This is a genomic window from Janthinobacterium sp. KBS0711 (assembly GCF_000988085.1).
Lineage (GTDB): Bacteria > Pseudomonadota > Gammaproteobacteria > Burkholderiales > Burkholderiaceae_D > Janthinobacterium > Janthinobacterium lividum_E.
In genome coordinates, this window is the sequence record NZ_LBCO01000010.1 from 38,662 (window position 1) to 61,813 (window position 23,152).

25 protein-coding genes are annotated in these 23,152 nt (G+C 63.7%); 8 read left to right on the plus strand and 17 right to left on the minus strand.

Translation table 11 applies throughout. The features are described 5' to 3' along the window. The first annotated feature begins 74 nt into the window (after positions 1-74). Positions 75-278, plus strand: coding sequence for a transcription antiterminator/RNA stability regulator CspE (cspE, locus tag VM94_RS05620; protein ID WP_010395943.1), 204 nt, complete (start codon positions 75-77; stop codon positions 276-278). An 86-nt stretch (positions 279-364) separates the two neighbouring features. On the opposite strand, the gene icd is transcribed toward cspE, so the two are convergent. Continuing rightward, complete coding sequence (gene icd / locus VM94_RS05625) at positions 365-1,618, minus strand: NADP-dependent isocitrate dehydrogenase (protein WP_046682579.1); 1,254 nt, start codon at positions 1,616-1,618, stop codon at positions 365-367. A gap of 280 nt (positions 1,619-1,898) precedes the next feature. On the opposite strand from icd, the gene VM94_RS05630 reads away from it, so the two are divergent. From VM94_RS05630 to VM94_RS05640, 3 genes are all read left to right on the plus strand, one after another. After that, entirely contained in the window at positions 1,899-2,462 is a 564-nt protein-coding gene (locus tag VM94_RS05630) for a pseudouridine synthase (protein WP_046682580.1), read from the plus strand. A 107-nt stretch (positions 2,463-2,569) separates the two neighbouring features. Then, positions 2,570-2,851 carry a hypothetical protein gene (locus tag VM94_RS05635; protein WP_138828892.1) on the plus strand — a complete coding sequence of 94 codons (282 nt, stop codon included), beginning with the start codon at positions 2,570-2,572 and terminating at the stop codon, positions 2,849-2,851. Between the two features lie 131 nt (positions 2,852-2,982). After that, the gene (locus VM94_RS05640; protein ID WP_046682582.1) at positions 2,983-3,426 is read left to right on the plus strand and encodes a DUF192 domain-containing protein; all 444 of its coding nucleotides are present in this window, start codon (positions 2,983-2,985) and stop codon (positions 3,424-3,426) included. A 156-nt stretch (positions 3,427-3,582) separates the two neighbouring features. On the opposite strand, the gene rpsT is transcribed toward VM94_RS05640, so the two are convergent. Beyond that, positions 3,583-3,849 (minus strand): 30S ribosomal protein S20, encoded by a 267-nt coding sequence (rpsT, locus tag VM94_RS05645; RefSeq protein ID WP_010395935.1) that lies wholly within the window; start codon positions 3,847-3,849, stop codon positions 3,583-3,585. A 297-nt stretch (positions 3,850-4,146) separates the two neighbouring features. Here rpsT and murJ point away from each other — a divergent pair, with 297 nt between their 5' ends. Beyond that, positions 4,147-5,694: a murein biosynthesis integral membrane protein MurJ gene (murJ, locus tag VM94_RS05650; RefSeq protein ID WP_046682583.1), complete on the plus strand. Its 1,548-nt coding sequence runs from the start codon at positions 4,147-4,149 to the stop codon at positions 5,692-5,694. 183 nt (positions 5,695-5,877) lie between these two features. Here the strand turns inward: murJ and VM94_RS05655 are convergent, their stop codons facing one another. The 12 genes from VM94_RS05655 to gspG form a co-directional block, all read right to left on the minus strand. After that, positions 5,878-6,375, minus strand: coding sequence for an FxDxF family PEP-CTERM protein (locus VM94_RS05655; RefSeq protein WP_046682584.1), 498 nt, complete (start codon positions 6,373-6,375; stop codon positions 5,878-5,880). A gap of 240 nt (positions 6,376-6,615) precedes the next feature. Next, a complete protein-coding gene (locus VM94_RS05660; protein WP_046682585.1) occupies positions 6,616-7,266 on the minus strand; it encodes a type II secretion system protein in 651 nt (216 codons plus the stop codon). A gap of 5 nt (positions 7,267-7,271) precedes the next feature. Further along, a complete protein-coding gene (locus VM94_RS05665) occupies positions 7,272-7,664 on the minus strand; it encodes a type II secretion system protein (RefSeq protein ID WP_046682586.1) in 393 nt (130 codons plus the stop codon). Positions 7,665-7,667: 3 nt separating this feature from the next. Next, positions 7,668-8,159 (minus strand): type II secretion system protein, encoded by a 492-nt coding sequence (locus tag VM94_RS05670; RefSeq protein WP_046682587.1) that lies wholly within the window; start codon positions 8,157-8,159, stop codon positions 7,668-7,670. Next, on the minus strand, positions 8,156-10,180 hold the full coding sequence (locus VM94_RS05675) for a secretin N-terminal domain-containing protein (RefSeq protein ID WP_046682588.1): 2,025 nt from the start codon (positions 10,178-10,180) through the stop codon (positions 8,156-8,158). The genes VM94_RS05670 and VM94_RS05675 overlap by 4 nt, the downstream gene beginning before the upstream one ends. Next, complete coding sequence (locus tag VM94_RS05680; protein WP_046682589.1) at positions 10,180-10,701, minus strand: hypothetical protein; 522 nt, start codon at positions 10,699-10,701, stop codon at positions 10,180-10,182. The genes VM94_RS05675 and VM94_RS05680 overlap by 1 nt, the downstream gene beginning before the upstream one ends. Beyond that, positions 10,698-11,270 carry a hypothetical protein gene (locus tag VM94_RS05685; RefSeq protein WP_046682590.1) on the minus strand — a complete coding sequence of 191 codons (573 nt, stop codon included), beginning with the start codon at positions 11,268-11,270 and terminating at the stop codon, positions 10,698-10,700. Before VM94_RS05685 ends, VM94_RS05680 begins: the two co-directional genes overlap by 4 nt. After that, positions 11,267-11,815, minus strand: a complete 549-nt coding sequence (locus tag VM94_RS05690; protein ID WP_046682591.1) for a PilN domain-containing protein — start codon at positions 11,813-11,815, stop codon at positions 11,267-11,269. The genes VM94_RS05685 and VM94_RS05690 overlap by 4 nt, the downstream gene beginning before the upstream one ends. Then, complete coding sequence (locus VM94_RS05695; RefSeq protein WP_046682592.1) at positions 11,812-12,630, minus strand: hypothetical protein; 819 nt, start codon at positions 12,628-12,630, stop codon at positions 11,812-11,814. The genes VM94_RS05690 and VM94_RS05695 overlap by 4 nt, the downstream gene beginning before the upstream one ends. Further along, positions 12,623-14,326 (minus strand): GspE/PulE family protein, encoded by a 1,704-nt coding sequence (locus VM94_RS05700; RefSeq protein WP_046682693.1) that lies wholly within the window; start codon positions 14,324-14,326, stop codon positions 12,623-12,625. Before VM94_RS05700 ends, VM94_RS05695 begins: the two co-directional genes overlap by 8 nt. Continuing rightward, positions 14,326-15,531 carry a type II secretion system F family protein gene (locus tag VM94_RS05705; protein WP_046682593.1) on the minus strand — a complete coding sequence of 402 codons (1,206 nt, stop codon included), beginning with the start codon at positions 15,529-15,531 and terminating at the stop codon, positions 14,326-14,328. Before VM94_RS05705 ends, VM94_RS05700 begins: the two co-directional genes overlap by 1 nt. A gap of 36 nt (positions 15,532-15,567) precedes the next feature. After that, positions 15,568-16,011: a type II secretion system major pseudopilin GspG gene (gene gspG, locus VM94_RS05710; protein ID WP_046682594.1), complete on the minus strand. Its 444-nt coding sequence runs from the start codon at positions 16,009-16,011 to the stop codon at positions 15,568-15,570. A gap of 477 nt (positions 16,012-16,488) precedes the next feature. On the opposite strand from gspG, the gene VM94_RS05715 reads away from it, so the two are divergent. The 3 genes from VM94_RS05715 to VM94_RS05725 all read left to right on the plus strand — a co-directional run bounded on the left by VM94_RS05715 (position 16,489) and on the right by VM94_RS05725 (position 20,931). Continuing rightward, positions 16,489-17,247, plus strand: coding sequence for an NF038120 family PEP-CTERM protein (locus tag VM94_RS05715; RefSeq protein WP_046682595.1), 759 nt, complete (start codon positions 16,489-16,491; stop codon positions 17,245-17,247). A gap of 42 nt (positions 17,248-17,289) precedes the next feature. Then, a complete protein-coding gene (locus VM94_RS05720) occupies positions 17,290-20,442 on the plus strand; it encodes a S8 family serine peptidase (RefSeq protein WP_046682596.1) in 3,153 nt (1,050 codons plus the stop codon). A gap of 75 nt (positions 20,443-20,517) precedes the next feature. After that, the gene (locus VM94_RS05725; RefSeq protein ID WP_046682597.1) at positions 20,518-20,931 is read left to right on the plus strand and encodes a protease inhibitor I9 family protein; all 414 of its coding nucleotides are present in this window, start codon (positions 20,518-20,520) and stop codon (positions 20,929-20,931) included. On the opposite strand, the gene VM94_RS05730 is transcribed toward VM94_RS05725, so the two are convergent. The 3 genes from VM94_RS05730 to VM94_RS05740 all read right to left on the minus strand — a co-directional run bounded on the left by VM94_RS05730 (position 20,928) and on the right by VM94_RS05740 (position 23,146). Next, positions 20,928-21,599, minus strand: a complete 672-nt coding sequence (locus VM94_RS05730) for a LuxR C-terminal-related transcriptional regulator (RefSeq protein ID WP_046682598.1) — start codon at positions 21,597-21,599, stop codon at positions 20,928-20,930. The two genes, VM94_RS05725 and VM94_RS05730, sit on opposite strands and share 4 nt — an antisense overlap. After that, positions 21,596-22,318, minus strand: coding sequence for a winged helix-turn-helix domain-containing protein (locus tag VM94_RS05735; protein WP_046682599.1), 723 nt, complete (start codon positions 22,316-22,318; stop codon positions 21,596-21,598). Before VM94_RS05735 ends, VM94_RS05730 begins: the two co-directional genes overlap by 4 nt. A 189-nt stretch (positions 22,319-22,507) precedes the next feature. Next, positions 22,508-23,146 carry an NF038129 family PEP-CTERM protein gene (locus VM94_RS05740; protein WP_046682600.1) on the minus strand — a complete coding sequence of 213 codons (639 nt, stop codon included), beginning with the start codon at positions 23,144-23,146 and terminating at the stop codon, positions 22,508-22,510. Positions 23,147-23,152: the final 6 nt, after the last annotated feature.

Consider the following 23,152-nt stretch of genomic DNA (forward strand, 5'->3'; position numbering starts at 1 on the left):
ACGTCGAGGAGGGGGCAAGAAGCTTCTTGCTTTTATGGCTCGTGTGATTTGTTTTAATTTTGAAAGTTCTTTTTATGGCAACAGGTACAGTTAAGTGGTTCAATGATTCCAAAGGTTTTGGCTTCATCACTCCAGATGATGGCGGCGAAGATTTGTTTGCTCATTTCTCCGCAATCAACATGAACGGTTTCAAGACCCTCAAAGAAGGTCAAAAAGTTCAATTCGAAGTCACGCAAGGCCCTAAAGGCAAGCAAGCTTCCAACATCCAAGCAGCCTAAGCATCGCCGGCCCTCAGATGTGAAAAACCCCGTTTTCGAACGGGGTTTTTTTTCGTCCGCAGGGCTTGCAGCGCCCTGCCCCTCCATTACATGTGCTCGATCATCACCTCGCCGAAACCGGAGCACGACACTTGCGTGGCGCCCTCCATCAGCCGTGCGAAATCGTAAGTAACGCGCTTCGAGGCGATCGACTTTTGCATCGAAGAAATGACCAGGTCGGCCGCTTCCAGCCAGCCCATGTGGCGCAGCATCATTTCCGCCGACAAAATCAAGGAACCGGGGTTCACGTAATCCTTGCCCGCGTATTTCGGCGCCGTGCCGTGCGTCGCTTCGAACATCGCGACGGAGTCCGACAGGTTGGCGCCCGGCGCGATGCCGATGCCGCCCACTTGCGCCGCCAGCGCGTCGGAAATGTAATCGCCATTCAAATTCAGGGTGGCGATGACGCTGTATTCGGCCGGACGCAGCAAAATCTGTTGCAGGAACGCGTCAGCGATGGAATCCTTGACGATGATGTCACGGCCCGTCTTCGGATTCTTGAACTTGCACCATGGACCGCCATCGATCAGCTCGGCGCCGAATTCCTTTTGCGCCAGCGCATACGCCCAGTCGCGGAAGCCGCCTTCCGTGTACTTCATGATGTTACCTTTGTGCACGATCGTCACGGATGGCTTGTCATTGTCGATCGCGTACTGGATGGCCTTGCGCACGAGGCGCTCCGTGCCTTCGATGGAGACAGGCTTGATGCCCAGGCCCGACGTGGCCGGGAAGCGGATCTTGGTCACGCCCATTTCGTTGACGAGGAAATCCATCAATTTCTTGGCCTCGGGCGAGCCTTGCTGGTATTCGATGCCGGCGTAGATATCTTCCGAGTTTTCGCGGAAAATCACCATGTCCGTCTTTTCCGGCTCTTTCACGGGCGACGGCACGCCCGTGAAGTAGCGCACAGGGCGCAGGCAGACGTACAGATCGAGCTGCTGGCGCAAGGCCACGTTCAGCGAGCGGATGCCGCCGCCGACGGGCGTCGTCAACGGACCCTTGATGGACACCACGTAATCTTTGAGTACTTCCAGTGTTTCTTCCGGCAGCCACACATCGGGGCCGTACACATTCGTCGATTTTTCGCCCGCGTAGATTTCCATCCAGCTGATCTTGCGCGCGCCGCCGTAGGCCTTGGCCACGGCAGCGTCGATCACCTTGATCATGACCGGGCTAATATCGATGCCCGTGCCATCGCCTTCAATAAAGGGAACGATGGGATTATCTGGTACATTCAGCGAAAAATCGGCGTTGACGGTGATTTTTTGGCCGTCAGCAGGTACAGTGATATGTTGATACATCGTGATCTCCGAAGTGGGACACACCGCTGGCGGGCAACACAGGCCGGCGACGCGCTCTGCGGTTGCAGAGTTTACAAAAACAAGTCCGAACAGGGCGGCAACAACGCACTTTAGCAGGGAAAGAACACCCGGGCCATCCGCATCACCAAAGAAACGCACCGCCATAGTCTTCTATAAGACATAAGACTAACGTTTCACATTATGCACCAGTATCTTACAGGGCGCCACGCTTTTGCGGCGCCGACCAGCAGCCACCATCGTTTGCACCCATTTATCCAGCATGCCACTCATTCTCTTCAATAAACCATTCCAAGTCCTGTGCCAGTTTTCGCCGCAGGACGGCCGCACCACCCTGGCCGACCATCTCACCATCCCCGGCATCTATCCGGCCGGCCGGCTCGACGCCGACAGCGAAGGCTTGCTGCTGCTGACGGATGACGGCCGCCTGCAGCACGAGATCAGCCACCCGGACCGCAAGGAAGCGAAAACTTACCTGGTGCAGGTCGACGGCGTGCCCGATGCGGCCAGCCTCGCGCGCCTGCAGGCGCCGCTGGACCTGGGCGACTTCATTACCAAGCCGTGCAAGGCCGTGCGCATCGCCGAGCCGGACTGGCTGTGGCCCCGCAATCCACCGATCCGCGCGCGCGCCGACAAGCCGACCTCGTGGCTGGCGATCACATTGAAAGAAGGAAAAAACCGGCAAGTGCGGCGCATGACGGCGGCCGTCGGCCTGCCCACCCTGCGCCTGGTGCGCAGCGCCATCGGACCGTTCTCGCTGGCCAGCCATCCACTGATGCCGGGAGAATGGTGCGAAGTGCCGGCCGAGAACATTGGCAAAGCGTAAAAAGGCCAGGAAAAGACTGATGCGGCGCTAAATTTTACCAATAAGCATTATTTATTTTTAGATAATGCATTAAAATCATCCAACCTTAACATGACGGAAAAGGAAAGATGATGAAAAAAGTAATGTTAACCCTGGCCACATCCCTGCTTGCCGGCGCCGCACTGGCCCAGTCGGGCGCCCAGGTGCACGCTTCCGCCGCGACCGATGCCGCCAAGCCGCCGCCGGCATCGGCAGCCAGCCACGCCTCGGCCGCCACCGACGCCAGCAAACCCGTGCCACCGGCATCGGCCTCCGTCAACGCATCGGCTGCAACCGATGCGCCGCGCCTGATTCCCCAGGCGCGCAAGACGAAGCAGCCAGCCGCTGAAGCCGGCAAGCCCGTGAAGTAAGCGCGGTTCCCGGGGTTACGACGGCGAGCATGTTGCTGTAACCCCACGCTTTCGGCGCGGCCAGGCAGCATGCTTGACCAGGCAGCCGCCAGCATGGCTTAATCGCCGCTTCGCAGCCACCGTCCCGCCCCATGAAAAATTCCCTTTGCCGTCTCAGCCTGTCCATCGCCCTGTTGTCTTGCGCCAGCATGGCCCAGGCGCAAACCAGGAGCTTGCAACTGTCGGCCGGCATGCATTTGATCCAGGCGGAAGTAGCCGCCACGGAAGAGCAGCGCGAACAGGGCTTGATGTACCGCGAAAAGATGGCGGCCAATGCAGGCATGCTGTTTGTCTTTGGCAATCCGTCCACGCAATGCATGTGGATGAAAAACACGCCGCTGCCCCTGTCCGTGGCCTTTATCGACGCCAGCGGCAAGATCGTCAACATCGAAGACATGCAGCCGCACACGCTCGACAGCCATTGTTCCACGAAGACTGTGCCTGTGCGCTATGCGCTGGAAATGCATCTGGGCTGGTTCAAGCAAAAGAACATCAAGCCGGGCATGAGCATCGGCAACTTGCCGGCGGCGCGCTAGGGCGTGACGGCGGGCCGCTAGCGGACGCGGCCTTAAAAATCAGAATGAAGACGCGAAAAAACCCGCCAGAATGAATCTGCGGGTTTTTGCTTTTCAACCAGTGCCAGCGTACCGGCACAGGCAAGGCCACCGTGGTGGCTTGCCTGCTGGCGAATATTAAGCGGACAGTGCTTTCAAAGCAGCTGCCAGACGGCTCTTATGGCGAGCTGCCTTGTTTTTGTGGATGATCTTCTTGTCAGCGATACGGTCGATGGTCGACACGGATGCTTGGAAGATTGCAGCAGCAGCTGCCTTGTCGCCGCCCTGGATCGCTTTGCGAGCAGCTTTGATAGCCGTGCGCAAGGTCGAACGTTGGGACGAATTGTGTGCGTTTTGCTTAACTGCTTGACGAGCGCGTTTGCGCGCTTGTGCGGTATTTGCCATGGAATTTCCTAAAACAGGGTCAAAGTGCGTTTGCAAACATTAGTGTTTGCCAACCGGTGCGTTCTGTGCGTCTGCCGAACCATGTGTGCCAAACCAGTGCCTGTCAAACATTAGTGTCTGCGTAACAGAATTCTGTACAGCCTTCGATTATAGCGATATTTTCAAGCGGGGGCAAATCAAAAAACCGTGTGTCACGCCAAAAACACGTGAAAATGAGGCGGGCAAGGGCGAATCGGTGGCAATTGTTACCATATTTTAACCGTTTGCCAGTACCGCTCCCGGCTATAATCTGCCCCCATGAACTTGCTTAAAACCCTCGCCGCCATCTCCAGCATGACCATGCTGTCCCGTGTAACCGGATTATTGCGCGAAAGCCTGTTCGCGCGCGCCTTTGGCGCCGGCGCCTACACGGACGCCTTCATTGTTGCCTTCCGCATCCCCAACCTGTTGCGCCGATTGTTTGCCGAGGGAGCGTTCTCGCAAGCCTTCGTGCCGATCTTGTCTGAATACAAGAATCAGCACGGCCAGGAAGCGAGCAAGCAGCTGGCCGATCATGTGGCCACCACCCTCGTCTGGGCCACCTTGCTCGTGTCCGCCATCGGCATCCTCGGCGCGCCCTGGTTCGTGTATGTGATCGCCACGGGTCTCTCCAAGGACCCGGGCGCTTTTGACGCGGCCGTGTGGATGACGCGCTTGATGTTCCCTTATATTACTTGCATGTCGTTCGTGGCCCTGGCCGGCGGCATTTTGAATACCTGGCGCGAATTCAAGATTCCCGCGTTCACGCCGGTGCTGCTGAACCTGTCGTTCATCGCCGCCTCGCTGTTCCTCGCGCCCTATTTGAAACAGCCGATCTACGCCATGGCCATTGCCGTGTTCGCAGGCGGCCTGCTGCAAGTGGCGATCCAGATTCCCGCGCTGATCAAGATCGGCATGCTGCCGCGCCTGTCGATCAATCCCGCCATCGGCCTGTCCGACGGCGGCGTGCGCCGCGTGCTGAAGAAGATGGGGCCGGCCGTGTTCGCCGTCTCGGCAGCGCAGATCAGCCTGATGATCAACACCAGCATCGCGTCGCGCCTGGCAGAAGGCAGCATTTCCTGGCTGTCGTATGCGGACCGCCTGATGGAGTTTCCCACCGCCATGCTGGGCGTGGCCCTGGGCACCATCTTGCTGCCCAGCCTGTCGAAGGCGAACGTGGATGGCGACAAGACGGAATACTCGGCCCTGCTGGACTGGGGCTTGCGTTTGACCTTCCTGCTGGCCCTACCCGCCGCCGTGGGCATGGCGACCCTGGCCACGCCGCTGATCGCCACGCTCTTCCATTACGGGAAGTTCACGGCCGAATCCGTGACCATGTCGACGCAACCGCTCGTGGCCTACAGCCTGGGCTTGATCGGCATCATCCTCGTCAAGACTCTCGCGCCCGCGTTCTATGCGCGCCAGGACATCCGTACGCCCGTGAAAATCGCCATCGGCGTCTTGATCGCCACGCAGCTGATGAATCTGCTGTTCGTGCCCTACATCGCCGTGGCCGGCCTGGCCCTGTCGATCGGCCTGGGCGCCTGCCTGAACGCCACTTTTCTCTACTGGGGCTTGCGCAAGCGCGGCATCTACCAGCCGAAACCGGGCTGGGCCAAGTTCTTCCTGCGCCTGCTGCCGGCACTCATCGTGATGGGCGGCGTGGCGTATGCGGGCGCCGTGCGCATCGACTGGATCGCCATGCAAGCCCATCCGTTGCTGCGGGCCGGCGCGCTGGCCCTGGTGGTGGCCCTGTGCGGCGTGGCGTACTTTGCCACGCTATTACTGGTCGGCTTCCGCTTCCGCGACTTCAAGCGCCATGCTTGACCAGCTGCGCAGGACGTTGTTGCCGGCGTCTTGCCGTACTGGCGTACTGTCTTCGACTTGGCGCCTAGTCCTGCGCAGCTTGTCCGGATTGCGCAGGACGTTGTTGCCGACGTCTTGCCTTAGCAGATTATCCAGACGAAAAAAAACCCGCCGAAGCGGGTTTTTTTTCATTGCAGCGAAAGCTTAGTCAGCTTTCTTGGCGCGGCGGCGTGCGACGGCGCCAACCAGCGCCAGGCCGCCCAGCAGCATGCCATAGGTTTCTGGTTCTGGTACTGGCAAGGCCGAAACCGTGCCTACGTACTGAACATTTTTCACCAGGGTCAGGCCCGAGACTTGCACCGTGTAGGTGCCTGCGGCCAATTGACCTGCCCAGCTCAGATTCTGGATGCCGCTAGCCGTGCTCTTGGTCAGATCGCCATAGCCGACCAGGGTCGCTGCGAAATCCTTGATCGCGCCATTAGCAACGGAGAACGTTTGCAGAGCACCGAACGAGGTCGACGATGGAGCCAGCAACTGGAAGGTCCACGAATCATTGATCTCCGAATTGATGGCGAACTTGGTCGTGAAAGCCGACAAGGTATCGGAACCGGTTGGATCCAGGATACCCAGGTCGTAGGTTGCTGCCGATGCGCTGAACGATGCTGCTGCCATGATGCCTGCAGCGATAAATTTCAATTTCATAGTTTATCCCTTAAAAAGTAATTTATGGCTGCAATGCGCAGGCCACCAATAGTTTTAGTACCGGAAGTACTGAACAGAATGGTAGCATAATTGCATCGAATTACTTATAAATATTTTATCGAAGTTTCACCTGAGATAACTATTTTCTAAATGAACTATTTGCCAGTATCTATGAATTTCTATGAAAAAATAGTTACCGGTGCACACATTTATTTTTCCCATGTTTTAAGGTAAAAACGCCTACTCGGCAGCGTTTTCAGCGGGATTTTGCGGTTCTGGCTGCTCAATTGGCTCTGGCGGCGTTTGTTCTTGCGTTGGAGTAACAGGGCGAGAAAACAACGGTGGCTCCGGCAAGACGGGCGCGGTGCCGGTCTCATCACTAGCCGGCACAGTTGCCGCTCCCGTAAGCGGGACGGATGACACCCGGGCATCGGCCATGAAGCGCCATTCCGAGAAATGCGCCTTGCCTTCAAAGCCGGTGAACCGGGCCTCGAAATTGCCGATCTTTAATGGCGCCGCCTGCGACAGGCTGTGCACGCCAATGATGCCGTTGCTGCCCGGCTGGTACAGCAAGCCCCACTCGGCGCGGCCCGTGATGGGATCGACAAACAGCTTGCGCAGATGCCGGCGCAACTGGGGCGTACGGGGATCGCGCAGCAAGGCGGCAAGGCTGGGCGGCTGTTGCGGCTGGCCCGGCGGCGTGGCGGCCGCATAGCTGTAGAGGGCATCTGAAAACTGCGCGCCGATATCGAGCAATTCCTGCTCTGCCGCCTGGCGCTGCAGCAAGGAACCCATCTTCAGGCCAGCCGCCCCCACGAGACCCAGGATGGCCACCAGGATGATCAGGCCCAGGTACGTAAAACCGCGCTGGCGGCGCGCAGGACGGTGCATGGCCGCTACCAGTCGGCAAACGGCGTGCCGCTGCGGTCCTTGCCGGGCGCGCCGCTTTTCACGTCATACACCTGGCCCGGCGTGTCGTCGGGCGGCGGCACGATGAGCCAGCTGCTGTCGCTGTCCGTGATGGGATCGATGGGCATGGCGCGCAGGTATTTCTTTTCCACCAATTGCTCCAAGGTATCCGGATAGCGTCCCGTATCGCCGTGGAACTGGTCGATGGTCGTGCGCAGGTTGCGCAAGTTATCCGCCAGCACGGTTTCCTTCGCCTTGTCGAGACTGGGAAAATAGCGGGGCACGGCCAGGGTCAGCAGCAGCGCCACGATGCCGAGCACCACCAGCAACTCGATCAGGGTAAAGCCGCGCGTGCGGTGTGGGGAGTTTTCAGCAGCCATGGTTCACCATAGACGGTAAGGCACGTTGTTCAAGCCGGTCTTGCCGGACGTGCTATACACATCGTACACGTCGTCGCCTTCGCGCGGCTCGGCCGCCTCGCTGGCGTAGCTGCGCTTGCCCCACGTTTGCGCATCGCTCAGGCCCGAATCCCCGTTGAACGGGTCGCGCGGCACGCGGCGCAAAAAGAACATCTTGCTGCGCTTCGGGCTGCGCTGATCCGGCACGCCCTCGACCAGCAATTCCAGGCTTTTCGGATAACCGTTGGCGTCTGTCGCGCGCACGATGCGGCCCTCGTCGCCAGCCCGTTTATAAGCATCGATCCCCTGGCGGATCTCGCGCAGCGCGCGCCGCAATTCCTGCTCCTGGCGCCGCTGCACCGTCACCTGCGTGACGGGGATCACCAAGGTGGCCAGCACGCCCAGGATGGCCAGGGTCACCAGCAGCTCGATCAGGGTGAAGCCGCCCTGCCCACCCTGCGCATGCGCCAGTCTCATTTGGCAGGCGGTGGCGGCGCCACGGGCACCGGCTGGCTCGACGACAGCGGCAAGGGCGCCGCCTGCAGCGGTACGGGCTGGCCCGACGATATCGGCAAGGGCGACGCGGCCGGCTCGGGCGACGGCGCCACCTCCGGCGCGGGCACCGTCTGCGGCAGCGGCGCCGGCAAAGCGCCCGGCGTCATCAGCGGCTGCGCCGGCGCCGGCTGCATGCCGACGGCCGACGGGCCGGAACGCACGATCACCGTGCCCGGCATCTGCGTGGGTGCCTTGGCCGCCATGTCGGGACGGCGGCGGAAGCTGCCTTCCGTGCCGGCGGAAAATTCCGATTCCTTCGCTTCCGGACGCTGCACCGTGCGCACCAGGTGCGGCGTGATCGACAGCACGATTTCCGTCTTCTGGCTGTCATCCTTGCTGCTGCCGAACAGCCGCCCCAGCACGGGGATGTCGCCCAGGCCTGGCACCTTGTTGCCCGAGCTGCGCTCCTCATTGTTGATCAGGCCCGCCAGCACCTGGTTTTCGCCATCCTTCAGCTGCAGCATGGTCGACGCCTGGCGCGTGCCGATCTGGTACAGGGTCGAGCCGCTGCGGGTGGTGGTCGCCGCGCCCAGGTTGCTCACTTCAAGCGAGATGCGGATGCCCACCTCGTTGTTCAAATAAATGGTCGGCTCGGCATTCACCGTCAGGCCCACGTCCAGGTAGCTGATCGATTCGGAAGCGAAGCCGCCCGTGCCCGGCGAAATGGTGGTGGTCACCACAGGCACCCTGTCGCCGATGACGAACTTCGCCTTTTCCCGGTTGCGCACGCGGATGCGCGGGTTGGCCAGGATGTTCGCGTCGCCGTCCGTCTTGTTGGCGTTTGCCGTCACGGCCAGGTTGTTCACGCCGATGGTGCGCTGGTTCAGATTATTCAGGTCATTGATGGTCAGCCCCACGCCGCCCGACGTGCTCAATGGCGTCAGGGTCAGGCTCGAAGGCCAGGCCACGCCCAGTTCCATCAGGCGGCTGCGCTTGACTTCAAGGATTTCCAGTTCCAGCACCACTTCCGCCTCGGGCACGTCCTGCAGCGCGATCAGGCGTTCGGCCAGGCGGATCGCCTCTGGCGTGTCGCGCACGATGACGAGGTTGAGCTTTTCATCGGCCACCACGTCGCGCGTCTTCAGAATCGTCTTGAGCGTGTTGGCCACCTGCTTGGCGTCCGCGTTCGCCAGGAAGAAGGTTTTCACCAGCACTTCCTGGTACTCCTTCAATTTCGCCGCCACGTTCGGATAGATCAGGATCGTATTCGCATCCATCACCTGCTGCTCCAGCTGGTTCGTCACCAGCAGGAAGTAGACGGCCGATTCCACCGTGCTGTTTTTCAGGAAGATCGAGGTTTTCGCGTCCGCCTTGACGTCCTTGTCGAAGACGAAATTGAGGCCGGAACGGCGCGCGATCAACTCGAACACCTGCTTTAACGGCGCGTCGCGAAACTCGATCGTGATCGGCTGCTTGTACGATTTGGCCAAGCCCGATTCGACCACGGGCGGCGCCGTTTTTTCATCGACGTCGCGCAGCAGCGTGCGCGCGCCCGCATGGTTCGGCTGCTCCGTGAGGATGGCGTTCAGGCGCTGGCGCGCGGGATCGTAGCGCTTGGCTTCGATATCCTTTTGCGCTTCGGCCAGCAGCTTGCCCTGGCGCTGTTCGCGCTCGAGCGCGCGCAAGCCGCTGTTGGCCCGCTCGTTTTGCGCATCGATTTCCAGCACGCTCATGAAGGAGGCGCGCGCCAGGTTGGCCTGCCCCGCCTGCGCCTGGCGCTCGGCCTGCTGCAAGCGGCTGCCGGTCGCCCGTTCGCGCGCCTGCAGATAGGCGCTGCGGTATTGCGCGTTGCCGGGGTCCTGCTGCAGCGCTTCCTGCAGCTTTTGCAGGCCGGCCGGCACCTGGTCTTGCGCGATCAGCTCGCGCCCATCGCGGTAAGCCTGCTGCCCTGCGCAGCCCGACAGCAGCAAGAGCAGCAGCGCCGATGAAAAGGAACGAGACATCACTCGGAAACTCCAATGTTGAGCTGCTGAACCTGGTTCAACGGCAAGTAGGTAAGCGTCATGACGGGCGGCGCAATCGTCACGACCTTGTAGGCGCCATCGATGACGGTATTGGCGCGCACGATATACGTCTTGTCGGCGCGCGACAAAAACACTTCCCAGGCGCCGTCGGCGGCCGCCTTGCCCAGGTAGACGAAAGGCAGCGGCGGCGCCATCGGCGGCGGTGGCGGCGGTGCGGCCGTCACCGCTATTTTCGGCGGCGGCGGATTCCAGTTCTGGCTCTGGAAGACACCGCCGGCGCCGCCAAAGGTGTCGCCATCCTCGCCCGCCACTTCGCTGCGCGGCAGCAAGGCCAGGATGGCCGGCTGCGCGGCAGGTGCTTTGGCAGCCGCATGGCGCGCGGGCGCCACGGCCCGCTCCACGGCTTCGGCCACGTCGGCCACGGGCTGACGCTCGCCGAACAGCAGCAAGGCGCCCGCGCCCAGCACGCCGGCCAGCATCAGATAATGGCGCGGGGTCATGGCGTTTCTCCCGCAGCGCCAGGCGTATCGGTCAGATAAAAGGTCAGGCGCAAGCGCGCTTCGAGTTGCGTATCGGCGATCTGCTCGCGGCGAAAACTCAGTTCGTCGAGCGAGGCGAAGGGGACGGCGCGCAGCGCTTGCAGCGCGAACTGCCACACGGCCGCATAACTGCCCTTCAGCGGCAAGGTCACCTGGTAGGTGGCGACACGGCTAGCCTTGTCGTAGCCGCTCTTGTATTCGCCCTGCGCCAGCAGCAAGCCGTTTTTCGCAGCCAGGTCGAACAGCTGCTTGACTTGCTGCTCCGCGTGGCGCTGCTGTCCCAAGGCGGAATAAAAGCGCGCCAGGTTTTCGCTGGCCGTCGCCGGCGCCGCCGCAGCCACCACGGCCAGCGCTGGCTGCGGCAAGGGCCGCGCTTCCAGCTGCGCCGCCACGGCCCGTTGCTGCCAGGCCCAGACCCATGCAGCCGTACCCAGCGCGAGCAGGGCGACGGCCAGGCAGGCGGGCGCGCCCAGGCGGCGCAACAGCAGTTGCGAACGCAGGCGCAAGCTATTGAGGTCGATGGCCATCATGGCGTGCCCCAGCGCGCTTCAAGCTGGAAGCGCAAGGGTTTGTTCGGATCGAGCGCGTTGATTTCATGGCGCAGCAGCTGCACGCGCATGCCGAACAGCTCCTGCTGCTTCAGTTGCGCCACATACGCCACCATGGCGTCGCTACTGGTCGTTTCCGCCGTGATCTTCAGCACGCGCTTGCGCGCATCCGGTTCCAGCGCCAGCAGCGCGACCCCGGGCGGCGTGGCGCTGGCCAGCGCATCCTGCAGATCGCGCCACGGCAGGTTCAATTGCAGGATGGCCGCATTCACGGCCGCCGCCTGCGCCGGCGCGATCGGCGTGGACACCACCGGCGCCGGCCCCTGTGTGGCGGCCAGCACGCGCTGCTGGGCGCGCTGCAACTGTCCCTCGCGCAGCTGCTGGCGCTGCAGCGCGGCGCTGCCGCTGTACGCCGCCGTGACGGCCAGCGCCACGCCCAGCGCGCCGATGCACCACGCCCAGGCGGGCACGCGGTGCAGGCTGCGGCGCCAGTTTGGCGGCGCGAAATCGATATCGAGGCGCGTCATGCCACGCCTCCGCTATGCGCCAGCCGGGCGGCCGGCGACAAGGCGCCTTCGCCATCCGGCGCGGGAAAAACCTGGCAGTGGAATTCTTTCGCCGGCGTCAGCCATGCGGGCGGCGGCGCGCCGCACAGCTGCAGCAGCGCCGGTGCCGGCACGCCTTGCAGCAGCGCCTCGCGCGCCAAGGTCTGCGCCAGCCACTCCCTGCCAGCGCCAGGCGGCACGGGCAGCGCGCGCACCGCGCGCAGGCGGCCATCGTGGCGCACGCCCAGGGTCAGGGCGTTTTCCTGCAACTGGCCAAACCAGGCGCCCGGCTTCAATGCGCCATGCCAGCGGTTCCAGTGGCGCGCGAATTGCGGCGTAATGAAAATCAGGGCCAGCTTGCGTGCGTCGGCCACGCGCGTCAGCTGCGCCAGCAGCGCACGGGGCACGGCGCAGAAAAACGGCGCGCGCGCATCCCAGGCGCTGCTGCTATGCCACAAGCCGGGCGCATCGCCATACAGCGACTGGAAGCGCAGCGCGGCGGCCGCCTCGATGTCGGCCAGGCGCGCGGCGCCGTGCGGCATGTCCACTTGCCACAGGCGCGCCAGAGCATCGTCGAGCACGACGGACAAGGGCCAGCCCGCGTATTCGCCAGCCGGCAGTATCTGTTCCAGCGCCTGGCCCAGGGCGGCAAAGTCGCCGTACGCCGTGTCGTCCGGCGCATACGCGGCTTCGCCCAGCGGCGTCCAGGCGGGCGCGCGCCAGCGGCTGCCGCGCCACAGGCTTACCTTGCCCGCCGCCACGCCCAGGCGTAATCCTTGTCCAAGACCTCTACGCATGCAGGGTGACCCTCTTGATTTCCGTGATGGTGGTGGCGCCCCGCCTGACCAGTTCCAGCGCCGCCAGGCGCAGGCTGCGCGTGCCGTTCGCATACGCGGCCGCCTTGATCTGGCGGATCGGCTTTTTATCAACGATCAATTCGCGGATTTCATCGGTCAGCACGAGGATTTCGGCAATCGAGCGGCGCCCTTTGTAGCCCGTGCCGCGGCAGTCGCCGCAGCCCTTGCCCTGCTTGAATTGATACTCCGCCGCGTCGGCGCGCGCCAGGCCCACGCTGGCCAGCTCGGCATCGTCGGGCGTGTATTCCGTGGCGCAATGGGGGCAGTTGGTGCGGATCAGGCGCTGCGCCCAGATGCCGTTCAGGGCCGAGACAAACGCATACGGGTCGATGCCCATGTGGGTAAAACGGCCGAACACGTCGAACACATTATTCGCATGCACGGTGGTGAGCACCAAGTGGCCCGTGAGGGCCGACTGCACGGCGATTTCCGCCGTTTCGCGGTCGCGGATCTCGCCCACCATGATCTTGTCGGGGTCGTGCCGCAAAATCGAGCGCAAGCCCTTGGCAAAGGTCAGCCCCTTCTTTTCATTGACGGGAATTTGCAGAATGCCGGGCAACTGGTATTCGACGGGGTCTTCGATGGTGATGATCTTTTCTCGCCCGTTGTGGATTTCCGTCAGCGCCGCGTACAGGGTCGTCGTCTTGCCCGAGCCGGTCGGTCCCGTGACGAGCAGCATGCCGTAGGCTTCCTGCGCCAGCGCGCGCAAGGCGACCAGCGATGGCGAGTCAAAGCCCAGCGCTTCAAGGGTCAGCGCGCCGTACGCCTCGATCATGGCGCGCTTGTCGAGGATGCGGATGACGGCGTCCTCGCCATGGATGCTGGGCATGATGGAGACGCGCAAGTCGATTTCGCGCCCGCCCGACTCGACGCGGAAGCTGCCGTCCTGCGGCACGCGGCGCTCGGCGATATCGAGTTCCGCCAGCACTTTCAGGCGAGAGATGATGTGCTCGGCCACTTCGATGCCGTTGACGGACGTGGCGTGATCGAGCACGCCGTCGACCCTGTACTTGACGGCCAGGCCGCCGGCCGTGCTTTCCAGGTGGATGTCCGAGGCGCCCGCCTTCAGCGCGTCATACAGGGTCGAGTTGACCAGCTTGACGGCGGGGCTGGCCGCTTCCGAGACGCTGGCGAACGACAGCACGGCGGCCGTCTTGCCGTCGCGCCGCGCGTCGGTGGCGGCGCCCGGCAGCAGGCTGTCAACGGCGCGCGCCGATTCTTCCTGCTTCGACAGATAGGCGCCGATGTCGGCCTGCAACGCCAGGCGGATACTCAAGGCGCCCTGCGCCGCGCGCGCATTCAGCCAAGTTTGCAGGTCAAGGTCGAACGGGTCGGCGATCACGCCCACCAGCTGGCCGTCGGCGGCGCGCAGCAGCACGCTGTGGCGCGCCAGCGCCTGCGACAATGGCAGCACGTCGAAGGCGGGAGACAAGGCCAGCATGTCGGCCGTTTCCAGCACGTCCAGGCCGAACGGGCGCGCCAGTTCGCGCACCACGGCGCGCGCCTCGATGCCGCTCAGCTCCTGCAATTCCTCGACCAGGCTGCGCTTCGATTGCCGGCTCAGGACGCGCGCGCGCTGCAGCAGCGCGGGGTCGATGGCCACGATGGGCGCAACAGGCGCGGATTCGGTTTGCATCATGAAATATCGCCGGCAAGGTCAAAGATGGGCATGTACAGCAGGATCACGATGGCCCCCACGACGAGGCCGATGGCGGCCATCAGCAAGGGTTCGAAGGTGCGCGTAAAACGGTCGATCCAGCGGCTGATTTCACCGTCGTAAAAAGCGGCCGACTGCGTCAGCATGGGGCCCATGTCGCCCGTGCGCTCGCCCACGCGCAGCATGCGCAGGGAAATGGGCGTCGTCAATTGATGCTGCTCGAACGCGGACGACAGCGGCTGGCCCGCCTCGATGGCGCCGCGCGCCTGCTGCAAGGACGCCTGCATGCCCGGCGAGACCATCGCCTGCACGGTGGCGATCGCCTGCACGATGGTGATGCCGCCCTCGGCCAGCATGCCCAGGGTCAGGTACAGGCGCGACAGTTCATAGATGCGCACGCGCTCGCCGATGCCGGGCAACTTCGCCAGCAGGCGCGCCACGCCGCCGTTGCGCAGCACGCGCCGCACGGCGGTGAACACGATGCTGCCGACGAGTGCCAGCCCGAGCAACAGCAACACGCCATGCTGCGTGACGAACTGGCCCCAGCTGAGCATCACTTGCGACATCCAAGGCAGATTGCGCCCGGCGCCCTGGTAGACCTCGGCGAAACGGGGCACCACATAGCTGATCAGGAAGGCGCTGACGCCGCCGCCCACGGCCAGCAGGATGGCGGGGTAGATGGCGGCGCTGACGATCTTGCCGCGCACCGCATCGATGCGCTGCTGGTAGTCGATGTAGCGCGACAGGGCGCGCGGCAAGTCGCTCGTGCCCTCGGCCGCCTTGACGATGCCGATATACAAGGGAGGAAACAGTTCAGATTGCTCGCCCAGCACGGCGGAAAAGCGCTTGCCTTCGCGCAAGCCTTCCAGCAGGCGCGTGAGCACGCTGCGCGTGGCCGGCGACGCTTCCTTTTCCAGCAAGGCTTCCAGCGCTTCGACGATGCCCAGGCCCGCTTGCAGCAGCGCCAGCAATTCCTGGCTGAACAGCAGCAGGGGCAAGGCCCGCGCGCGCTGGCGCCCGGCCGCGCTGAACGGCGTGGCCCGCACGGGGCGGATGGCGCTGACAAACAGGCCGCGCGCTTCGGCCTGGCGGCGCGCGTCGGCTTCGTCGCGCCCGTCGATCACGCACGTCTGCAAGGTAGCTACGACCTGGTCCGTGGAAAGCGCGCGTACTTCGAACTGCATGATGGCTTGTCCGTAGGAAAAAGATTGGTGCTGGCGCTATTGCGAGCTGATGTCGGCGTTCTCGCCGCTGCCGCCCGGCTGGCCATCCTTGCCCATCGAGACGATATCGTACTCGCCCTTGCTGCCTGGCGCACGGTATTGATAGGCATGCCCCCACGGGTCGAGTGGCACAGCCTTTTTCAGGTAAGGACCATTCCAGCGCGTGCCGGCGGCGGGCGGCGCCACCAGCAGCGCGGCCAAACCCTCTTCCGTGGTGGGATAGCGCCCCACATCGAGGCGGTAGGTGTCGAGCGATTTTTCAAACGCTTCGATCTGCGCCTTGGCCACCGTCACTTCCGATTTGCCCAGCTGGGCGAAATACTTGGGGCCGACATACGCCGCCAGCAAGCCGATGATGACGATGACGACCAGCAATTCGAGCAAGGTAAAGCCGCGCGCATGGCGCGTTGCCGCAAAGTTCTGCCTGTGTGCTGCATGCATCCGCTAACTCCTTATTGCCGACCTTCAATACATTGTGTCGCCATGCGCGGCGGATGGCCACGCACGGGCGACACGCGCTTGCCTGATGCTTATCAGCCTACCATGCCGCTTATGGTTAATACAATCTTTTCTTTGTACTGTGAACAACAAATTCCGGCGGAAACCATCCAGTGTGCGCGAAACCGCCACGGCGCCGCGCGCGCTTGACTGGCTGGTCAATTACTCAACTATTTTCAATGCGGAAACTATCTACTCCTGGTTACCAAATCATAGTGAGTGATGAATTTTATTCATTCATTATTTGTAACTTTCAAATTAAATTTGCAAGAATATCAAACAATGGAATTGCCTCTTTTGCTATAGTAAAAATCAATTTTCTACGCATTGGTCTTATCCGGCCGCGCAGGAGAGAGCATCCAAGACAGCATCCCAGACGCAAAACATATTGCATCCTACATAATCAGCAAGGGAAAATTCATGACTCGTATTGTGCATTCGAAGGCAACTGCCGCAGCAAGTCCTTTCTCGGCCAAGCAATGGACCGGCGCCGCCATCCTGGCCCTGTCCGCCGCCTGGGCCCCCGCCGCCATCGCGGACGTGATCAACTTTGATAAAATCGACAGCCAGTTCGTCGGCCACGGCGATTCCCTGGAATTCGGCAAATTCCTGCTGACGGGCGCTTCGAATACCGTCGGCGCCAGTTATGGCGACCTGGTCGGCGCCGTGTTCGACGGCACGGACCCGGCCGCATGCGGCATGGCGTGTCCGACCAACAATACGAGCAATTACTATGCATCCCTCAACGACGGCATCGTCTACCTCGATCCGCTGAATACGGGCGGCAGCGTCAGCCTGCAGGGTTTCGACGCCAGCTTCATCGGCTACGCCCAGGGCGTCACCTATCCGGCCGTAGCGGGACTGCTGCGCGTGCAAGGCTTCTATGCCAACGGTTCGTCCATCTATGAAACCTATCAGCTGGGCGGCCCCATCGGCGGCAACTTCCAGTTCCAGCATTACAACACCAGCGCCAGCTTCGGCAGCCAGCAATTCGCCTCGCTGGCCTTCTTCGGCTTCACTTGCAACACGGCCGGCAGTTGCAACGCCTTCACGACCAACAAGGGCCAGTTTGCGCTCGACAATATCGTCGCCTCGGTACCGGAGCCATCGACCTACGCGATGATGCTGCTGGGCCTGGCAGGCATCGGTTTCGCGGCGCGCCGCCGCCAGCAAGCCTGATCTTCCCTTTCGATTCCCGCTACCGTCACCAGGAAACCCTACATGACATTCCGCCCCACCTTGCGTCCCATTTCGCTCGCCGTGCTGAGCCTGTTTGCCAGCCTCAGCTTCCAGGCCCACGCCGACGACCTGCGCCGCCCCTACATCGTGCAGCTGACCGACAAACCGATCGCTTCCTACACCGGCTCGGTGGATGGCCTCGATGCCACCCAGCCTGCCGCCGGCAGCCGCCTCGACCTGGCCAGCACGCAAGTGCAGCTGTACGGCGACTACCTTGAACAGAAACAGGCGCGGGTACAAGCCCTTGTCGCCGCCGCACCCGTGCAATACCAGTACAAGATCGTCCTCAACGGTTTTTCCGCCCTGCTGACGGACGCCGAAGTTCGCCAGCTGCAAGCGAGCGGCGAAGTGGCCAGCATCGCCCCCGACGAACCGCGCGCCCTGCAAACGAACTACACGCCGACCTTCCTGGGCCTGGACCAGCCGGGCGGACTGTGGAGCCAGCTGGGCGGCAAGCAGCATGCGGGCGAAAACATCATCATCGGCATCGTCGATGGCGGTGTGTGGCCGGAAAACCTGTCGTATGCGGACAGGGTCGACGCCAACGGCGCCCCGACCTTCGACCCGAACGCCACCCTGGCCTACGGCGCCGCGCCGGCCGCCTGGAAAGGTAGCTGCCAGGCAGGCGAAGGCTTTACGCAAGACCACTGCAACAACAAGCTGCTCGGCGCGCAGTATTTCAACGCCGTGCGCCTGACCGAAACGGACAAGATCCAGCACTGGAGCGAATTCACCTCTCCGCGCGATTCCATCGGCGACCCGAATGGCGAAGGCGGCCACGGCACGCACACCTCGTCCACCGCGGGCGGCAATGCGGGCGTCCCTGTGACCGTGAACGGCTCGCCGCTGGGCGCCATTTCTGGCGTGGCCCCGCGCGCGCGCCTGTCCGTCTACAAGGTGTGCTGGTCGTACAACCTGGCTACCCAGCCGACCGGTGCGAAGAACGGCTGCTACGGCGGCGACAGCGTGGCGGCGATTGAAAAAGCCGTGCAGGACGGCGTGCACGTGATCAACTACTCGATCAGCGGCGGCGGCACCGTCAACGACCCCGTCGAGCAAGCCTTTTTGCACGCATCGAATGCGGGCGTCTTCGTTGCCGCGTCGGCCGGCAATGCGGGCCCGGCCAATACCGTGGCGCACGTCAGCCCATGGATCACCACCGTGGCCGCCTCGACGCACAACCGCGCCAACCAGGCCAAGGTGACCTTGAGCAACGGCGCCAGCTACACGGGCGCCTCGCTCAACTACAACCCGCTGCCGGCCACCACGCTGATCCGCGCGCAAGACGCGGGCCTGCCCGGCGCCGATGCGCAAAAACTGGCCCTGTGCTACCGCGCCGGCGACAACGGCGGCGTGGCCCTGCTGGATCCGGCCAAGGTCGCCGGCAAGGTCGTCAGCTGCTTGCGCGGCACCACGGCGCGCACCGACAAGGGCATCGCCGTGCTCGAAGCGGGCGGCGCCGGCATGGTGCTGGTCGACACGGGCGTGGGCCTCGTGTCCGACCCGCACGTGCTGCCGGCCGTGCACGTGAGCGCCGCCGATGGCGCGCTGATCAACGCCCAGGCGCAAACGGGCACGGCCACGGCCGCCATCTCGCGCTTCGTCACCAACGGCAACGGCCCTGCCGCCCCCGTGGTGGCCGACTTCTCGTCGCGCGGCCCGAACCTGTACGACGCCAACCTGCTCAAGCCGGACGTCACCGCGCCTGGCGTGGACATCCTGGCCGGCGGCACGCCTGCCCTGTCGCGCGCCCAGCGCGACGCCGTGCAGGATGGCAGCCTGGTGCCGGCGCAAGCCTACATCTTCCTGCAAGGCACCTCGATGGCCAGCCCGCACGTGGCCGGCCTGGCCGCCCTGCTGCGCCAGCAGCATCCGGACTGGAGCCCGGCCGCCATCAAGTCGGCCCTGATGACGACCGGCAGCGCCACCCTGCCCGACATCCAGGCGGGCGACGCGCGCGGCATCCTGCCATGGGGCCAGGGCGCCGGCCACGTGACGCCAAACAAGGCGACCGATCCCGGCCTCGTGTATGACGCCAACCTGGCCGACTACAAGAAATACATGTGCGGCGTCGGCATGACGGCCGAATGCGCGGGCGGCACCCTGGCCGGCTACAACCTGAACATGCCGTCCATCACCATCGGCAACGTGCTGGGCACGCAAACGGTGACGCGCCGCGTCACCAACGTGGGCAGCAGCAGCGCCACCTACACGGCCAGCGCCTCGCTCAGCGGCTACAGCGTGACGGTAACGCCTGCCACCTTGGCGCTGGCACCCGGCGAAACCAAGTCCTTCACCGTGACCCTGGCGCGCACGACGGCGCCGGATAATGCCTGGCAGTATGGCGCCCTCGTGTGGAGCGACGGCGTGCACACGGTGCGCAGCCCCGTCACGGCCCGCTCGGGCCGCGCGGTGCAGTCGCCGGCATTGCTGCAGGCCGACAAGGTCAGCGGCCTGCGTTCGCTGACCCTGTCCACCGGCTTTGCCGGCAAGGTCGGCGCGGCGACGGGCGGCCTGAAGGAAGTGGCGCGCAGCGCACAAACCATCAGCCAGGCAGCGCCGGGCAGCGTGGAAACGCTGGCGCAGATGGCCGACGCGTGCAAGGCGGGTGGCAGCGGCGTGCGCGCAGTCAATGTCAGCATTCCCGCCAGCACCGTCGTGGCGCGCTTCGAAATCTTCGACCGCGACACCACGGAAGGCGCCGGCAATGACCTCGACATGCTGCTGCTCAACAGCGCCGGCGCGACCGTCGCCACCTCGGCCACGGCCGGCTCGAACGAGGCCATCACCCTCACCACCCCGGCCGCAGGCAACTACAAGGTGTGCGTGATCGGCTACGAACTGGCAAATGGCGTCTCGACCGGCTTCGGCCTGTCGTCGGCCGTCGTCACGACAGCCGACAAGGGCGGCAACCTGAAAGCCACCCTGCCAACCAAGGTGTACGTGGGCGGCAGCGCCACGGCCGGCGTCAGCTGGTCGGGGCTGGAAACGGGCAAGCGCTACCTGGGAGGCGTAGTCTTCCTTGATGGTAACAACGCGGCAGCGTCCACCACGGTACTGTCGGTGGAGACCAACAGCCCCTTGCCGCTGGCCGTCCCCAGCCAGCGCAACGTGAGGGCGGACGCCAAGCTGTAAGCATCTCGCTCCAGCAGTAACACAACGCGCCCTGCGGGGCGCGTTTTTTATGCGCGACGCGCGTACAATCGACGCATGTCCACACTACGCCTCGGTATTGCCATCCTGGCCGGCATGGCCGGCATCCATGCCCTGCCTGTGGCGACGCAGGCCGCTGCGGCGCGGCTGTCGTATCTGGTGCAATTGCGCGCCCCGCCGCTGGCCTCGCAAGCGGACGGTGTGCATGGGCTCGATACCAACAGCGACGCCGCGCGGCGCTACACGGCACGGCTGGAAGCGCAGCAGCGCGCCGTGCTGGCGCTGGTGCCCGATGCCCCCGTGCAATATCGCTACACGGCGGCCTTCAACGGCTTTGCCGCCATGCTGACACCGGCCGAAGTGGCCCGCCTGCAAGCGAGCCCGGACGTGGCGCGGGTATCGCCCGGCAGCATCGAACACACGCAAGATGGTAATGAAAAGATGCAGGCCCGGCCGCGGGACCAGCGCTAATGGCTGAGCAGGCGCAGCGCAATGCCGCGCGACACGGCTTGCGTGCGGTTACTGACGCCCAATAATTTATAGATGCGCTGCAAGTGGCTTTTCACGGTCCAGCCGCTGATGCCGAGGATTTGTCCCACCTCGTCATTGCTTTTCCCCTCGCGTACCCAATGCAGCACTTCCAGCTCGCGCGCACTGGCCGCGCGCGTGGCAGCCGGGCCGGTCACGGGCGCACGCTGCCTGCCTGGCAGCGCCAGCCAGTGCACGTGCAGGTAGGGCAGCAGCAATTCCAGCGCATACGCCTGGCGCGCCGCGTCCGCCGGCGTCACGGCGAAGAGGGCAAAAAAGCTGCCGCCGGCGTCGCCCACGCTGCCATGCACCAGCACGCCTTCGATGACGCCGGCCCGCCGGTCGCCCGCGCGCCAAGACAGCGCAAGGTGCGCCAGCTGGCCTTGCCTCTGGCGCAGTTGCGCGTGATCGGGCGCGGCGCTGTGCCAGGCTTCGCTGCGCAGCACGGCCCCGTCGGCGTCCAGCTGCGCGCACATCAATATGTCGTGCGGCAACAGCGTTTGCAGCGGCCCCTGGCTCCACAGAAAGAAGTCGCCGGGCGCGGCGATGCCATGCGCGCCGAGGATGGCGTGCAGCAAGTATTCCTGTTCCCGCCCCGTCAGCAGCATCATGCGCACACGGCCGCATCGGCCGCGTCAATCGCCAGGTAGCGGTAGCCGCTGCCGCGCACGGTTTCGATGCGGTGGCCGCAGCCGCCCGGCTGCAAGGCGTGGCGCAAGCGGCCCACGTGGGCGTCGACCGTGCGTTCGTCGAGGTAGGCGGCATGGCCCCACACCTGGTCCAGCAGTTGCGCGCGGCTATGCACCCTGCCCGGATGGTCCATCAAAAAATGCAGCAGCTTGAATTCCACGCGGCCAAGGTGGATGGGCACGCTACCCGCCGTTACGCGCAGGGTATGCGGGTCGAGCCGCAAGGCGGCAGCCCCAGCCGTGCCTGCACCTGTGCGCAAGGCAGAAGGCGCGCGCCGGCGCAGCAGCGCGTGCACGCGGGCCAGCATCTCACGGGGACCGAAGGGCTTGCACAGGTAATCGTCGGCGCCGCTTTCCAGCGCCAGCACCTTGTCCTGTTCGCTGTCGCGTGCGCTGATCATGATGATGGGCAAGTCGCACAGCACGCCGTCCTGGCGCACCTGGCGCAGCAGCGCGATGCCGGACGCGTCGGGCAGTTCCCATTCCAGCAGCAGCACGTCGGGCGGGTCGGCCGCCAGCAGCGCCAGCGCGCCGCGCGCATTCAGGGCACAACTGACCCGGTAGCCGGCGCCCGCGAGGTTATGCGCCAGCAGCGCCTGCATGGCAGGCGCAGGGTCCAGCACCAGGATATGGCCAGGCATCGATGCATCTCCCGAAAAAAGTTGGCAGCAGTCATGAAAATACTAGACTGCCCGACAAGTTTTTTACTATGCATCAAGCGTAAAACGGTGACTAATACAATTTAGTTTCCTGATTTATAGCTATTACGAATAAATAGATGAAAAAAAAACACAGCGGCCCGCAGGCGCGCTGTGTTTAAGCTGGAAAGTCTAGGCGCGTACGACAGCTTGGCGGCGGCGCAGGGCGAAACCGATCAGCGCCAGGCCGCCCGTCAGCATCATCCATTCTGACGCTTCCGGCACGGCCGAGACCGACGCGATGCTCGCATACGTGCTGCCGGCGATGCTGGCCGGCAAGCCGCCGTTGAGCGGGGTCAGTTCGAACTGCACCAGGTTGCCACTCGCATTGCCCAGGTAAGCCATGCCGGTGTAGTCGAGCAAGCCCACGCCAAACGTCGTGCCCGCATTGCCGGCCGTGTTCAGGAAGTCGCCGCCAAAGACGATATTGAAACCGAACTTGCCGCCCAGGGTCACGTTGTGGAACCAGTCGTTGTAGGCGCCGCTATTGCCGAAGGTCAAGGTGCCAGGCAAGCTGCCGCTGACGTTGCCTTCCATCGATTCCAGCGCGCCGAACGCGCCCGAGAAATTGCTGAGTACGGCGCTGGCGCCCGGCGCCGGGCTGTTGCCGGCGATAAAAGCAAAGTCGAGGAAACCGGCGCCGGAAAAGGCGCTCGTGTCGATTTCCACGTGGTAGCCGAGCGGGCCCGCCAGCGCCAGGCTGGAACTGCCGGCCAGGAGGGCGGCCAGCACGGCGCGGCGCAGGGTGAGGTTGAATGTCGTTGTCAACATGATGGT

What these genes read in the sequence shown, in the direction of transcription:
- VM94_RS05725 (WP_046682597.1), top strand. Translation starts at nt 20,518, where the DNA reads ATGTCCACACTACGCCTCGGTATTGCCATCCTGGCCGGCATGGCCGGC.
- icd (WP_046682579.1), bottom strand. Translation starts at nt 1,618, where the DNA reads ATGTATCAACATATCACTGTACCTGCTGACGGCCAAAAAATCACCGTC.
- VM94_RS05675 (WP_046682588.1), bottom strand. Translation starts at nt 10,180, where the DNA reads ATGTCTCGTTCCTTTTCATCGGCGCTGCTGCTCTTGCTGCTGTCGGGC.
- VM94_RS05660 (WP_046682585.1), bottom strand. Translation starts at nt 7,266, where the DNA reads ATGCACCGTCCTGCGCGCCGCCAGCGCGGTTTTACGTACCTGGGCCTG.
- VM94_RS05700 (WP_046682693.1), bottom strand. Translation starts at nt 14,326, where the DNA reads ATGCAAACCGAATCCGCGCCTGTTGCGCCCATCGTGGCCATCGACCCC.
- VM94_RS05690 (WP_046682591.1), bottom strand. Translation starts at nt 11,815, where the DNA reads ATGACGCGCCTCGATATCGATTTCGCGCCGCCAAACTGGCGCCGCAGC.
- VM94_RS05695 (WP_046682592.1), bottom strand. Translation starts at nt 12,630, where the DNA reads ATGCGTAGAGGTCTTGGACAAGGATTACGCCTGGGCGTGGCGGCGGGC.
- VM94_RS05730 (WP_046682598.1), bottom strand. Translation starts at nt 21,599, where the DNA reads ATGATGCTGCTGACGGGGCGGGAACAGGAATACTTGCTGCACGCCATC.
- VM94_RS05715 (WP_046682595.1), top strand. Translation starts at nt 16,489, where the DNA reads ATGACTCGTATTGTGCATTCGAAGGCAACTGCCGCAGCAAGTCCTTTC.
- VM94_RS05720 (WP_046682596.1), top strand. Translation starts at nt 17,290, where the DNA reads ATGACATTCCGCCCCACCTTGCGTCCCATTTCGCTCGCCGTGCTGAGC.
- VM94_RS05740 (WP_046682600.1), bottom strand. Translation starts at nt 23,146, where the DNA reads ATGTTGACAACGACATTCAACCTCACCCTGCGCCGCGCCGTGCTGGCC.
- VM94_RS05665 (WP_046682586.1), bottom strand. Translation starts at nt 7,664, where the DNA reads ATGGCTGCTGAAAACTCCCCACACCGCACGCGCGGCTTTACCCTGATC.
- VM94_RS05680 (WP_046682589.1), bottom strand. Translation starts at nt 10,701, where the DNA reads ATGACCCCGCGCCATTATCTGATGCTGGCCGGCGTGCTGGGCGCGGGC.
- VM94_RS05640 (WP_046682582.1), top strand. Translation starts at nt 2,983, where the DNA reads ATGAAAAATTCCCTTTGCCGTCTCAGCCTGTCCATCGCCCTGTTGTCT.
- VM94_RS05735 (WP_046682599.1), bottom strand. Translation starts at nt 22,318, where the DNA reads ATGCCTGGCCATATCCTGGTGCTGGACCCTGCGCCTGCCATGCAGGCG.
- murJ (WP_046682583.1), top strand. Translation starts at nt 4,147, where the DNA reads ATGAACTTGCTTAAAACCCTCGCCGCCATCTCCAGCATGACCATGCTG.
- rpsT (WP_010395935.1), bottom strand. Translation starts at nt 3,849, where the DNA reads ATGGCAAATACCGCACAAGCGCGCAAACGCGCTCGTCAAGCAGTTAAG.
- VM94_RS05635 (WP_138828892.1), top strand. Translation starts at nt 2,570, where the DNA reads ATGATGAAAAAAGTAATGTTAACCCTGGCCACATCCCTGCTTGCCGGC.
- VM94_RS05630 (WP_046682580.1), top strand. Translation starts at nt 1,899, where the DNA reads ATGCCACTCATTCTCTTCAATAAACCATTCCAAGTCCTGTGCCAGTTT.
- VM94_RS05655 (WP_046682584.1), bottom strand. Translation starts at nt 6,375, where the DNA reads ATGAAATTGAAATTTATCGCTGCAGGCATCATGGCAGCAGCATCGTTC.
- VM94_RS05685 (WP_046682590.1), bottom strand. Translation starts at nt 11,270, where the DNA reads ATGATGGCCATCGACCTCAATAGCTTGCGCCTGCGTTCGCAACTGCTG.
- gspG (WP_046682594.1), bottom strand. Translation starts at nt 16,011, where the DNA reads ATGCATGCAGCACACAGGCAGAACTTTGCGGCAACGCGCCATGCGCGC.
- VM94_RS05670 (WP_046682587.1), bottom strand. Translation starts at nt 8,159, where the DNA reads ATGAGACTGGCGCATGCGCAGGGTGGGCAGGGCGGCTTCACCCTGATC.
- cspE (WP_010395943.1), top strand. Translation starts at nt 75, where the DNA reads ATGGCAACAGGTACAGTTAAGTGGTTCAATGATTCCAAAGGTTTTGGC.
- VM94_RS05705 (WP_046682593.1), bottom strand. Translation starts at nt 15,531, where the DNA reads ATGCAGTTCGAAGTACGCGCGCTTTCCACGGACCAGGTCGTAGCTACC.